General features: G+C 68.7%; 9 protein-coding genes. 2 read left to right on the top strand and 7 right to left on the bottom strand.

Features of this window, described 5'->3' with window-relative positions:
- Nucleotides 1–130 precede the first annotated feature (130 nt).
- The 7 genes from ACIPXM_RS04790 to ACIPXM_RS04760 form a co-directional block, all read right to left on the bottom strand.
- Nucleotides 131–1240 (bottom strand): ABC transporter ATP-binding protein, encoded by a 1110-nt coding sequence (locus ACIPXM_RS04790; RefSeq protein WP_401651921.1) that lies wholly within the window; start codon nucleotides 1238–1240, stop codon nucleotides 131–133.
- Nucleotides 1233–2291, bottom strand: a complete 1059-nt coding sequence (locus ACIPXM_RS04785; protein WP_401651919.1) for an ABC transporter ATP-binding protein — start codon at nucleotides 2289–2291, stop codon at nucleotides 1233–1235. The genes ACIPXM_RS04790 and ACIPXM_RS04785 overlap by 8 nt, the downstream gene beginning before the upstream one ends.
- A gap of 13 nt (nucleotides 2292–2304) precedes the next feature.
- Nucleotides 2305–3261, bottom strand: coding sequence for an ABC transporter permease (locus ACIPXM_RS04780; protein WP_401651917.1), 957 nt, complete (start codon nucleotides 3259–3261; stop codon nucleotides 2305–2307).
- Nucleotides 3254–4186, bottom strand: a complete 933-nt coding sequence (locus ACIPXM_RS04775; RefSeq protein ID WP_401652503.1) for an ABC transporter permease — start codon at nucleotides 4184–4186, stop codon at nucleotides 3254–3256. The genes ACIPXM_RS04780 and ACIPXM_RS04775 overlap by 8 nt, the downstream gene beginning before the upstream one ends.
- A 172-nt stretch (nucleotides 4187–4358) precedes the next feature.
- Nucleotides 4359–5999 carry an ABC transporter substrate-binding protein gene (locus ACIPXM_RS04770; RefSeq protein ID WP_401651915.1) on the bottom strand — a complete coding sequence of 547 codons (1641 nt, stop codon included), beginning with the start codon at nucleotides 5997–5999 and terminating at the stop codon, nucleotides 4359–4361.
- Between the two features lie 509 nt (nucleotides 6000–6508).
- Nucleotides 6509–8410, bottom strand: a complete 1902-nt coding sequence (gene typA, locus ACIPXM_RS04765) for a translational GTPase TypA (RefSeq protein ID WP_401651913.1) — start codon at nucleotides 8408–8410, stop codon at nucleotides 6509–6511.
- A gap of 479 nt (nucleotides 8411–8889) precedes the next feature.
- Complete coding sequence (locus ACIPXM_RS04760) at nucleotides 8890–11319, bottom strand: ABC transporter family substrate-binding protein (protein ID WP_401651911.1); 2430 nt, start codon at nucleotides 11317–11319, stop codon at nucleotides 8890–8892.
- A 249-nt stretch (nucleotides 11320–11568) separates the two neighbouring features.
- Here ACIPXM_RS04760 and ACIPXM_RS04755 point away from each other — a divergent pair, with 249 nt between their 5' ends.
- Both ACIPXM_RS04755 and ACIPXM_RS04750 read left to right on the top strand, forming a co-directional pair.
- Entirely contained in the window at nucleotides 11569–11796 is a 228-nt protein-coding gene (locus ACIPXM_RS04755; protein ID WP_401651909.1) for a hypothetical protein, read from the top strand.
- A 16-nt stretch (nucleotides 11797–11812) separates the two neighbouring features.
- Nucleotides 11813–12643, top strand: a complete 831-nt coding sequence (locus ACIPXM_RS04750; RefSeq protein ID WP_401651907.1) for a hypothetical protein — start codon at nucleotides 11813–11815, stop codon at nucleotides 12641–12643.

Here is a 12643-nt window from a genome sequence, read left to right as displayed (position 1 = left end):
TACGGCGTCCGGATGAACGGCATGGACGGCATGGACGACACGGACGGCTCCGCCGGAACGGCGAAGGCCCCCGACGCCCTGAGGGGGCGTCGGGGGCCTTCGTGGTACGGGAGTCACCCGCGCGGCCTGATCAGCTCGCGTGGATGACGTCCTTCTCCTCGGCGAAGTGGCACGCCGACTCGTGCGCGGCCGGGGTGTCCTGACCACGGAAGCGCTCCGGGATCGCGAGGACCGGCACGTCGACCGAGCACTTGTCCTGGGCCTTCCAGCAGCGGGTGCGGAAGCGGCAGCCCGACGGCGGGTTGGCCGGGGACGGGACGTCACCGGTGAGGATGATGCGGTCCCGGTTGGCGCGCGCCGTCGGGTCCGGCACCGGCACCGCGGAGAGCAGCGCCTGGGTGTACGGGTGGGTCGGGTGGTCGTAGATCTCGGTGTCGGTACCGATCTCCGCGAGCTTGCCCAGGTACATCACGCCGACGCGGTCGGAGATGTGCCGGACGATCGACAGGTCGTGCGCGATGAAGATGTAGGACAGGTTGAACTCGTCCTGGAGCTTCTCCATCAGGTTGATGACCTGCGCCTGGACGGAGACGTCCAGGGCCGACACCGGCTCGTCGCAGATGATGATCTCCGGGTTGAGCGCGAGGCCGCGGGCGATGCCGATGCGCTGGCGCTGACCGCCGGAGAACTGGTGCGGGTACCGGTTGATGTACTCCGGGTTCAGACCCACGACGTCGAGGAGCTCCTGCACCTTGCGGCGCCGGTCGCCCTTCGGGGCCACCTCGGGGTGGATGTCGAAGGTCTCACCAATGATGTCGCCGACCGTCATCCGCGGGTTCAGCGAGGTGTACGGGTCCTGGAACACCATCTGGATGTTGCGGCGGACGGCCTTCAGGGCACGGCCGGACAGCTTGGTGATGTCCTGGCCCTTGTAGAAGACCTCGCCCGCGGTGGCCCGCTCCAGGTTCATCAGGAGCTTGGCGACCGTGGACTTGCCACAGCCGGACTCGCCCACGATGCCCAGGGTCTCGCCCTGGTACAGGTCGAAGGACACGCCGTCGACGGCCTTGACCGCGCCGACCTGCTTCTTGAAGACGATGCCCTGCGTCAGCGGGAAGTGCTTCTGCAGGTTGCGCACCTGGAGGATCGGCTCGCCACGCTGGGCGGGTGCCTCGATGGCGGCTACGGCCTCCGCCTCGGACACGTCCGCGGCCTCCTCGTTCTTGCTGAGCTCAGCCATGGATCGTCTCCTTCCAGAAGTGGCAGGCGCTCTTGCGGCCGACCAGCTCGCCACCGTCCTGCTCGGTGACCGGCACCAGGGCCGGCACGTCGGTGCGGCAGATGTCGTCGGCCTTGGGGCAGCGCGGGTTGAAGGCGCAACCCGACGGGATCTTCAGCAGGTTCGGCGGCAGACCCTTGATCGCGTACAGCTCCTGGCCCTTCTGGTCCAGGCGCGGGATGGAGTCGAGGAGACCGCGGGTGTAGGGGTGCGCGGGGCGCCCGTACAGCTCGTTCACCGGGGCCTGCTCGACGATCCGGCCCGCGTACATGACCGCGATCTTGTCCGCGACGTCGGCGACGACGCCGAGGTCGTGGGTGATCAGGATCAGACCCATGTTGTACTCGCGCTGGAGTTCCGCGAGCAGGTCCATGACCTGGGCCTGGACGGTCACGTCGAGCGCCGTGGTGGGCTCGTCCGCGATGATCAGGTCCGGCTCCAGGGCCAGCGCCATGGCGATCATGATGCGCTGGCGCATACCGCCGGAGAACTGGTGCGGGTAGTCGGAGACCCGGGCCTTGGCGGCCGGGATCTTCACCTTGTCCATCAGCTCGACGGCCTTGACCGTGGCTTCCTTCTTGGACAGGCCCTGGTGGACGCGGAACATCTCGCCCAGCTGGTAGCCGACGGTGAGGACCGGGTTGAGGGAGGACAGCGCGTCCTGGAAGATCATCGCGATCTTCCGGCCGCGGATCTTCCGCCGCTCCTCGCCTGACATCTTCAGCATGTCCTGGCCGCGGAACAGGATCTCGCCCTGCGGGATCTTGCCGGGCGGCATGTCGAGGATGCCCATGATGGCCTGCGCGGTGACGGACTTGCCGGAACCGGACTCACCGAGCACGGCCAGGGTCTCGCCGGCGTCGACCGAGTAGTTGACGCCGTTCACCGCCTTGGCCACACCGTCACGGGTGTGGAACTCGACGTGCAGGTCACGGACTTCGAGCAGCGGACCGGTGTGGTCGTCGCCGTCGCGCGGCGCCGGGACGGTCGCGGTCTTGTCGATGGTGCTCACGTGTACGCCCTCCTCAGCGCATCTTGGGGTCGAGGGCGTTGCGGACGGCTTCGCCGAGCATGATGAACGCCAGGACGGTGATGCTCACCATGATCGACGGGTACAGCAGGATGTGCTGCGACGTCCGGATCGCCTGGACACCGGCGGAGATGTCGACACCCCACGAGACGGTCGGCGCGGCCAGACCGAGACCGAGGTACGACAGCGTCGCCTCGGCGGAGATGTAGCCACCGAGCGCGATCGTGGCGACCACGATCACCGGCGCCATGGCGTTGGGCAGGATGTGCTTGATCAGGATGCGGGTGGTGCCCGCGCCCAGCGCCTTGGCGGCGTGCACGTAGTCGGCCTGCTTGACCGTGATCACGGCACCGCGCATCACGCGGGTGATCTGGGTCCAGCCGAGGAACGCCAGGGCGAAGACGACGACCCAGATGGTGCGCTCCGCGAAGGACTGGAGCACGACCATGGCGCCGAGCAGGAACGGGATGCCGAAGAAGATGTCGGTGATCCGGGAGAGGATCGCGTCGATCACGCCGCCGAAGTAGCCGGCGAGCATACCCATGATGCTGCCCAGGATGGTGACGATCAGGGTGACGGCGACGCCGACCATGATCGAGGCGCGCGTGCCGTGGATGAGGCGCGCGTAGACCGAACGACCCTGGATGTCGTAGCCGAGCCAGCCCTCGGAGCCGATCTTGCTGAGCTCGGGCTTGCCCATGTAGTGGTGCACGAGGTCGCCGGTGGTCGGCGACGCGCTCGTGAACAGGCCCGGGAAGGCCGTGATGAGCAGCAGGAAGAAGATCAGCACCGACGCCACGAGGAAGTACGGGTTGCGGCGCAGGTCGCGCCACGCGTCGCCCCACAGGGAGCGCGCCTTCTCCTGCTTCACCGCGCTGTCGCCGGCCGCGGCGACGGTGACGGCGTCGACGGTGCCCTCTGCCGGGGCGGCGGTCTTGGTCACGTCAGGCATAACGGATCCTCGGGTCCAGGACCGCGTACAGCAGGTCGATGAGCAGGCTCGTGACGAGGTAGACGATCACGAGGATGGTGACGAGTCCGACGAGGGTGCTGCCTTCGCGGCGGGTGATGGACTCGTAGATGACACCACCGACACCCTTGATGTTGAAGATGCCTTCGGTGACGACCGCACCGCCCATGAGGGCACCGATGTCCGTGCCGAGGAAGGTGACGACCGGGATCATGGAGTTGCGCATCAGGTGGACACCGACGACGCGGCGGCGCGGCAGGCCCTTGGCGACCGCGGTGCGCATGTAGTCGGCGCGCAGGTTCTCCGCCATCGACGTACGGGTCAGTCGTGCCACGTACGCCAGTGAGAGTCCGCCGAGCACGATGGCCGGCGCGATCAGCTCGGACCACTTCTGGTCGACGCTGACGTTCGGTTCGATCCAGCCGAGCTGGAAGGCGAAGACCATCTTGATGATGTAGCCCAGCACGAAGACCGGGATCGACATGATCAGGAGGGTGAAGATCAGGATGGCGTTGTCCGCCAGGCGACCCGCCTTGAGACCGCCGATGATGCCCAGGCCGATTCCGAAGACGAGCTCGAAAGCGAAGGCCAGCGCCGCGAGTTGCAGCGTGATGGGGAACGCATCGCCCAGCACGTCGGTGACCGGGCGCCCGTTGCGGAGCTGGGTGCCGAAGTCGAAGTGCAGAACGATGTTGGTCATGTAGTTCCAGTACTGCTGCCAGATCGGCAGATCCAGTCCCAGTTCATGCCTCTTCGCGGCCAGCGTCGCCGGGTCCACGCCCTTTTCGCCGAACAGCCCGAGAACGGGGTCGCCGGGCAGGCTGTAGACCATGAAGAAGATGAGAAAGGTTGTCCCGAGGAAGACCGGGATCATCTGGAGCAGTCGTCGTGCGACATAGCGCCCCATCATGCCTCCGTTGAGATGTCACACAGCGGAAGCCGGGTGGGCACCCTCGATCGACGCGCGTCATCGGACACGCGATGTCGTTCGAAGGGCCCCCCGGCCGCTGCGTAGGGCACCGAGCCGGGCCTGACGATCCGTCAGACCACGGCCCGGCGTGCGGACTACGCTGAGGTGTTTACTTCACAACCTCGATGTTGTACAGGATCGGGTCGCCGGCCTGGTCGTACTTGACGCCGTTGACCTTCTCCGAGTAACCCGCGTTGACCTTGTAGTACCAGAGCGGGATCGACGGCATGTACTTGACCAGGTCCTTCTCGGCCTCCTGGAAGAGCTTGACCGACTCGTCGAGCGTCTTGGCGCTCGCCGCGGCGTCCAGCTTCTTGTCCAGGTCCGCGTTGGAGAAGCCACCCTGGTTACCGGCGGCACCCGTGCGGTACAGGTCGCTCAGGAAGTTGCCGTTGACCGGGTAGTCCAGCGACCAGGCCGAGCGGTACATCGACTTGACCTGCTTGGCCTTGCGGGCCGCGAGGTCGGCCTGGAAGTCCGGCTTGCTGTCACCGGTGCACGCGACGCCGGTGGCCTGGGTGATGCTGTTGCAGACAGCCTCCACCCACTCCTTGTGGCCGCCGTCGGCGTTGAACTGGATGGAGATCTTGTTGCCGGGGACACCGCCGCCGGCCGCGATGAGCTCCTTGGCCTTGGCCGGGTCGAACTTGGTGACGTCGCCCGCGGCGTTCTCCTGGTAGCCCAGGACGCCCTTCGCCACCCAGCCGGTCGCCGGCTCACGGGTGCCCTGGAGCACCGTCTTGGTGATGGTGGCGCGGTCGATGGCCATCGAGAGGCCCTGGATGACCTTGACGTCGACCGGCTTCGGCTTCGCCCACTGGTCGGCGTAGAACGCGACGGCGATCGACTGGATGGCCGAGTGGTCGGCGTCCACGGCACGGTCGCCGAGGTCCTGGTGGTAGACCGGGAGGTCCTTCGGACCGACCTGGCGCAGGACGTCGAGGTTGCCCGACTTCAGATCCTCGTACGCGGCCTCGAGGCCGGTGTAGTTCTTGAAGAGCACACCGCCGTTCTTGGCCTTGTTCGGACCCTTGTAACCGTCGAAGCGGACGACCTTGATCTGCTTCTTGTGGTCCCAGGACTCGAACTTGTACGGGCCGTTGCCGACCGGCTTCTCGCCCGCGGCCTTGGGGTCCTTGTAGAAGGACGCCGGAAGCGGCGCGAACGGGATGTAGGCGAGCTTGTGACCGAAGGCCGGAACGGACGACTTCAGCTCGATGGTGAAGCTGTTGTCGTCGACGATCTTCAGACCCTCGAGCTTGTCCGCGGTGGGCTGGGCGCCCTCCTTCTCCGGGTGCAGGGCCTCGTAGCCCTTGATGTCGGAGAACCAGGACGCGAGGCCCATGGCGTTCTTGACGTTGGCGTTCCAGTTCCACGCGTCCACGAAGGACTTCGAGGTCACCGGGGTGCCGTCGTGGAAGGTCCAGCCCGGCTTGAGCTTGACGGTCCACGTCTTCGAGTCGGTCGTGGTGAGCGACTCGGCGTTGATCATCTCGAGCGAGCCGTCGGCCTTGTACTTGACCAGCGTCGAGAACAGGCTCTGCATCACGAGAGAGCCGTTGCTCTCCATGGTGTCACCGGTGTGCAGCAGCTTCTCGGGCTCGCCGAGCTCGACCGAGAAGATCCCGTTCGGGTCAGCCTTGCCCTTGGCGTCGGAGCCGCCATCGCCCTTGCCCCCGCCACAGGCGGTCGCTGCCAGGGCGACAACGATCGCGCCCGTTACCCACTTGGCGCTCTTGGCACCGCGCATGGGGTTCCTCCTCATGAGTCCACTTGTCACTACAAGAGGGGTACTCCAGGTCCCGCCGACACCCCTGACGGCGATTCACCCCAGTACCCCGAGCGTGCTCGTGAGTCGGCACTCCCCACAGTGCGTGACCCATTGACCCGAGCTCAATGGAGCCAACTATTAAGTACGCCCGGGCCGTAAACCACACTTAAGTGGTCTCGTTTTGACAACATCGCCAGGGCCGGGAAGCCCGAAATCCGGACAAACTGAGCACAGACAGACACCGACGAAACGGACCGTTAACACACGTTCCGGAGAGCGACGGCCGATATCCGGACACCACCCCTCCGAAATGAGGTTGACGAAAAGTTGACCCCGGGTCGTTCCAGGAGGTGCCAAAGAGAAGCGGAAGGGCCCGGCCCCTCGTACGTGGTACGAGGGGCCGGGCCCTGAATGTGATCTTCCGCTCAGGAGCGGGGTTCAGCCGTTCCTGCCGGGAAGCGCGCGGTGCGCGCCGTGACCGCGGAGGGTCAGCCGTTCTTCGCGCGGGAGGCGGCGCGGGCGCGCTCGCGCTGGTCCAGGTTGACCTTGCGGATACGGACGGCCTCCGGGGTCACCTCGACGCACTCGTCGTCGCGGCAGAACTCCAGGGACTGCTCAAGGGAGAGCTTGCGCGGCGGGACGATCGCCTCGAACGAGTCGGCCGACGAGGACCGCATGTTCGTGAGCTTCTTCTCCTTGGTGATGTTCACGTCCATGTCGTCGGAGCGCGAGTTCTCGCCGACGATCATGCCCTCGTACACCTCGGTGCCGGGGTCGGTGAACAGCACACCGCGCTCCTGCAGGTTGGTCATCGCGAACGCGGTGACCGCACCGGCGCGGTCGGCGACCAGGGAGCCGTTGTTACGGGTCTGCAGCGGGCCGAACCAGGGCTCGTGGCCCTCGTGGATCGAGTGCGCGATGCCGGTACCGCGGGTCTGGGTGAGGAACTCCGTACGGAAGCCGATGAGGCCGCGGGACGGGACGACGAACTCCATGCGGACCCAGCCGGAGCCGTGGTTCGACATGTTGTCCATGCGGCCCTTGCGGACGCCCATGAGCTGGGTGACGGCACCCATGTGCTCCTCGGGCACGTCGACCGTGAGGCGCTCGACCGGCTCGTGGACCTTGCCGTCGACGTCCTTGGTGACGACCTGGGGCTTGCCGATGGTCAGCTCGAAGCCCTCGCGGCGCATCTGCTCGACCAGGATGGCGAGCGCGAGCTCACCACGGCCCTGGACCTCCCAGGCGTCGGGGCGCTCGGTCTCCAGGACGCGGAGCGACACGTTGCCGACGAGCTCGCGGTCGAGGCGGTCCTTGACCTGGCGGGCGGTGACCTTGCGGTCCTTGACCGCGGTCTTCGCGTCGGCGCCCTTGCCGGTGCCGCCACGGCCGACGAGCGGCGAGGTGTTGGTGCCGATGGTCATCGAGATGGCCGGCTGGTCGACCGTGATCAGCGGCAGCGCGATCGGGTTCTCCGGGTCGGCCAGGGTCTCGCCGATCATGATGTCCGGGATACCGGCGACGGCGCAGATGTCACCGGGGCCCGCCACCTCGGCCGGCTTGCGGGTGAGCGCCTCGGTCATCATCAGCTCGGTGATGCGGACGTTGGAGATGGTGCCGTCCCGCTTGATCCACGCGACCGTCTGGCCCTTGCGCAGCTCGCCCTGCTCGACGCGGAGCAGCGCGATGCGGCCGAGGAAGTTGTCGGCGTCGAGGTTGGTGACGTGGGCCTGGAGCGGCGCGTCCTCCTCGTACGTCGGGGCCGGGACGTGCTCCAGGATGGCGGAGAAGAACGGCTCCAGGTTGGTGGAGTCGGCGGGGACGGTGCCGTCCTCCGGCTTGGTCAGCGAGGCGACGCCGTCACGGCCGCAGGCGTAGACGATCGGGAACTCGATCTGGTCCTCGTCGGCGTCCAGGTCGAGGAACAGGTCGTAGGTCTCGTTGACGACCTCGTCGATCCGGGAGTCCGGGCGGTCCGTCTTGTTGATGCAGAGGATGACCGGCTTGCGCTGCTGGAGGGCCTTGCGCAGCACGAAGCGGGTCTGCGGGAGCGGGCCCTCGGAGGCGTCGACGAGGAGGACGACCGCGTCCACCATCGACAGACCGCGCTCGACCTCGCCGCCGAAGTCGGCGTGGCCGGGGGTGTCGATGATGTTGATCGTGATCGGGGCCCCGCCGTCCTTGGGGTGGTACTTCACCGCCGTGTTCTTGGCCAGGATCGTGATGCCCTTCTCACGCTCCAGGTCGTTCGAGTCCATCATGCGGTCGTCGAGCTGCTGGTGGGCGGCGAAGGCACCGGCCTGCTTGAGCATGGCGTCGACGATGGTCGTCTTGCCGTGGTCGACGTGGGCGACGATGGCGACGTTGCGGATGTCGTGGCGCGTGGGCATGGGTGCTTGCGCTTCTCTCGGATCGTGGGAATCGGCGTCAGTTCCGTACGCCCGCCGGGCGGACGCGCCACGGCTATGTCCTATGGTACGGGGCCCCTGTGCAAGGGGCTTCCCCACCCGGGGTCCGAGAGGGTCTACTGGGGGGTTGCGCACATGTGGGTGTGCGAGGAGGGGGTCGTGCGGCCGGGTCAAGGGGCCGTGGTGATCCTGCCCGCCCGGGAGACCGGCGGGCAAGGAAATTGAGCTGCTTCTGAGCTTGCGACTTGGATTTTCGGGGTGCTTTCGGGTAATGGGGTGTTTTTGGCGCCCCACTGCTCCGACCGGGTCGCCGGGGGTGCGGGGACGGGCCGGGTCCTGCCGGGGGTACGGGCCGGGCCCGGCGGGGCTTCCGGATCCAGGATGCTGGATCCGAAGCCCCGCCGGGCCCTGTCACGGCCTCGGTCCCATGACCTTCCGCGAACGGTCACCTCGTGTTCGGCCTACCTTTTGTTGCGCTCGGCGCCGTTCGCCGACCGGGGCTTCTTGAAGCCGATGTCCTGGTAGCGGGGGGCGGCGAATCCGAAGGCGCCCGCGTTCGCGACCTCGGGCTTGGCGGCCACCAGCTGCGGGCGCTGGTAGAGGGGGATGGACCCGGCCGCCGCCCAGATCCGGGCGTCGGCCTGGCGCACCAGGTCGCGGGCCTCGTCCTCGTCGAGGGTGGCCGCCGCCTGGTCGAAGAGCTGGTCGATGCGGTCGGTGCCGACCCGGGCGTAGTTCTGCTCGACGAGCAGCGAGCCGTCGGACGCGGGCTCCGGCTTGGCGAAGATCGGCCGGGCGTCGGTGGCCGGGAAGGCGGTCGCGGGCCAGGAGTAGAGCGCCAGGTCGTAGTCGCCGGAGGCGATGTGGTCCTTGAAGAAGCTCTCGTCGGAGACCTTGGTGACCTCGGTACGGATGCCCACCGCGTCGAGCATCCGGACGATCCGGTCGCCGACCGCGCGCAGCGACTCGGAGCCGGGGCCCGACGGAAGGACGAACCGCAGGCTGAGCGGCTTGCCGTCCTTGCCGAGCGCCTTCATGGCGGCGGTGTCCACGGCGGCCGGGGCGGCGGAGCCGCGCGGCGCGTAGGCACCGGCCACCGGCTTGACCGGGTGGGCCTGGACCTGGGACTGGGCCTGGGTGCCCGCGCCGGTGGTGCCGGTGTCGAGGGACTCGGCCTGGTGCAGCAGGGCGGCGCCCTGGAAGGCGGCGACCGGGGCGGGGGCGAGGATGTTGGTGCCGTTCTCCGGGCCGCCCGCGCCGATCAGCGGGCTGGCCGGGCGGTCGCCCGGCTTGTCGTCGCCGACGATGTAGAGGCCGTCGTCGGAGGCGGTGTCGTCGCGGCGGGCCTTCTCATCGGCGTCCTTCTTCTTCTCGGCCGCCTTCTCGGCGCCGTCCGCCCCGGCGTCCTCCGTGGCGGAACCTTCCTTCTTCTGTGCGGCCCCCTTCTTGGCGGCCTCGCTGCCCGCCTTGGTCCCGGCGGGCTTGGTCAGCGCGCCGCCCGGCACCCAGCCGGCGTCGGCGAGCAGCGCCTGCGCCTCCTTGGTGTCCTGGCCGCCGAGCGCGTCGCTGCTGTCGGCGTAGGCGGCCTGGCCGAGCAGCGCCAGGTGGCTGCCGGGCGGCACGGCGGGCAGCCCGAGCGGCTTGAGCACGGTCTCGGCCAGTTCGCGCCGGTCGATGGCCCGGGCCACCGCGCGCCTGACCCGCTCGTCGGCGAGCGCCCCGGACTCCCCGTTGAGGGAGAGCTGGGTGTAGGCGGGCTCCAGGGACTTGCGGACGACGAATCCGGCGAGGCCCTTCTGCTCGGTCGCGTACCGGGCGATGGCCTGCTGGTTCTTCTCCCGGGCGGCCCTGACCTCCTCGGCCTTCTCCTCGTCGGAGCCGTGGGCGAGGGCCCAGGACCTGAGGGCGGCGGCCGGGGTGATCCCGGCGCCGGGGCCGTGCGCGAGGGCGCCGCCCGCGCCGGTGTTCCCGGCCCGGGAGTCGCGTACCGCGAGCGCGATCCGCTCGGCGGCGGACCGGTCGATCTCGGCGAGGTCGAGGGTGCCGTCGGCGAGCGCGGCGGCCCGCTTGTCGCGGGGCACGGCGGTGAGCACGAGGCTGTCGAGCTTGGGGGTCTGGCCCCACCAGCGGGGGTTGCGGGCCAGCGTGACGCTGCCGGTCTTCCGGTCGACCGTCTTGAGGACGAAGGGACCGGCGGTGGCCTTGAGGGCGGTGCGGGCGCCGTCGTTGAAGCTGTTGGGGCTGCCCATCACCTCCTTCGGGTAGAGCGGTGAGAACAGCGCGCGCCAGTCGGCGTACGGCTTGGCGAAGGTGACCCGGACCTCCAGGTCGTTCTTGCCGCGCTCGATCTTCTCGATCCGCTCGTACCCGGCGTTGCGGGCGGTCCAGTACGCGGTGTCGCGGCCGCTGAGGGCGCGCCACTGGGCGACGAAGTCGGGGGCGCCGATCTCGCGGCCGTTGCTCCACACCCCCTGCTGGTGGAGCTTGTAGAGGACGACCTGCTTGGGCTCGGTCTCGACGACCTCGGCCGATTCCAGGTAGTCGGGGTTGAGCCGCGGCCTGCCGCGCTCGTCGAGGGTGTGCAGGGCGGGGAGCACCGCTCCGGCGATCCGGGCGGTGGCGCCGTCGGCGTCGGCCTGGAAGGTGTTGAGGGTGGTGGGCAGCGCGTCGACCGCCCAGCGCAGGGTGCCGCCGTCGGCGACCTGTTCGCGCGCGGCCGGGGCGTTGTCCTGGGCGGCGGCGGGCGGCTCGTCGCCGCTGTCGCCGGAGGAGCAGCCGGCCAGTACGGCGAGGGCGAGGACGGTGCTGCCGAGTGTGGCGACGGAGCGGAGCGTGCGGGAGCGGGGGCTCCTGGAGCATGTCCTCCCGCGAGGGGCGCCGACCTGGGACATGACTTGTACCCCTTCGTCCAGTTTTATGCCATTTGGAGATGATCACACCTATTGCTCATACACTGAAAAGGACGGAGCGGATCAGGTGCCGACGACACGGCGGCACGCCCGGCAAACCCCACTCGTGCGGCCCAACCGCCGTTCGCCGCAGACGCTCCGGACGAGTGGAATCCCGTGCACACGGCTTCACAAGCGGGATGTGACGCGCGACACTCGCGTACGACCCGCGCTCCGGAAGTGAGGGCAACCATGTCCGTTCAGGACGATCTGGCGGCCGTCAGGCGCCGTCTGCAGGACCTGGAACGCACGGTCGACGACCTGGAACGCCGCGTCGGAGCGGATCGGGGCGCACCCGCGCCACCGCCCGAGGGCCGCGCCGAGAGCATGGTGACCGTCCCCGACACCCCGTACGACAGCGGGCTGTGGACGGACACCGACGACGAGGGCCTGGGAGCACGCGACCGCCACGCGCCGTAGAGCCGAGGAGGCCCTGTTGGCCACAGGTACCGAACCCCCACCGAGTCGAGCGGCGGCGACGGGGGTGCGCTCCCCGGGGCGCGCCGCCATCGCCGCTCGCCATCTGCGCACCGACCGCTGGTGGCTGGCGCCCGCCGGGACCGCCGCCGGACTGCTCGCCTTCATCGCCTACTCGACCTGGCGGGCCTTCGCGAACGCGCACTACTACGCCGCGCCCTACGTCTCGCCGTTCTACTCGCCGTGCCTCGCGGAGAACTGCGCGCCGATGCGCGGCGGCCCCAACTGGGAGCTGTTCGGCAGCTGGTGGGGCCTGTCGCCCGCGCTGCTCATCCTGATCTTCCCGCTGGGCTTCCGGCTGACCTGCTACTACTACCGCAAGGCGTACTACCGGGGCTTCTGGGCGTCACCGCCCGCCTGCGCGGTCGCCGAGCCGCACCGCGGCTACACCGGCGAGACCCGCTTCCCGCTGATCCTGCAGAACGTCCACCGGTACTTCTTCTACCTGGCGCTGCCGGTCGCGGGCATCCTGACGTACGACACCGTGCTGACCTTCCGCGACCAGCACTACGCCTGGGGCCACGCCGGGCTCGGCACCCTGGTCTTCGTCGTCAACATCGGCCTCATCTGGGCGTACACGCTCTCCTGCCACTCCTGCCGCCATGTCGTCGGCGGACGGCTGCGGCACTTCTCGAAGCATCCGGTGCGCTACCGGCTGTGGACCTGGGCCGGGCGGCTGAACGCCCATCACATGCGGCTCGCCTGGGCCTCGTTGATCAGCGTCGCGGTCTGCGACCTGTACGTGTACCTGCTCGCCACCGGCGCCTTCGACGACCCGAGGTTCTTCTGA

The organism is Streptomyces sp. NPDC090025, from assembly GCF_044748125.1.
In the GTDB taxonomy this organism is placed as follows: domain Bacteria; phylum Actinomycetota; class Actinomycetes; order Streptomycetales; family Streptomycetaceae; genus Streptomyces.
Note: the sequence above shows the minus strand (reverse complement) of the source record. Positions and strands in the feature narration are given on the sequence as shown.

Coding starts and splice junctions, on each gene's coding strand:
- ACIPXM_RS04790 (WP_401651921.1), bottom strand. CDS start 1,240: ATGGCTGAGCTCAGCAAGAACGAGGAGGCCGCGGACGTGTCCGAGGCG.
- ACIPXM_RS04780 (WP_401651917.1), bottom strand. CDS start 3,261: ATGCCTGACGTGACCAAGACCGCCGCCCCGGCAGAGGGCACCGTCGAC.
- ACIPXM_RS04775 (WP_401652503.1), bottom strand. CDS start 4,186: ATGGGGCGCTATGTCGCACGACGACTGCTCCAGATGATCCCGGTCTTC.
- ACIPXM_RS04770 (WP_401651915.1), bottom strand. CDS start 5,999: ATGCGCGGTGCCAAGAGCGCCAAGTGGGTAACGGGCGCGATCGTTGTC.
- typA (WP_401651913.1), bottom strand. CDS start 8,410: ATGCCCACGCGCCACGACATCCGCAACGTCGCCATCGTCGCCCACGTC.
- ACIPXM_RS04760 (WP_401651911.1), bottom strand. CDS start 11,319: ATGTCCCAGGTCGGCGCCCCTCGCGGGAGGACATGCTCCAGGAGCCCC.
- ACIPXM_RS04755 (WP_401651909.1), top strand. CDS start 11,569: ATGTCCGTTCAGGACGATCTGGCGGCCGTCAGGCGCCGTCTGCAGGAC.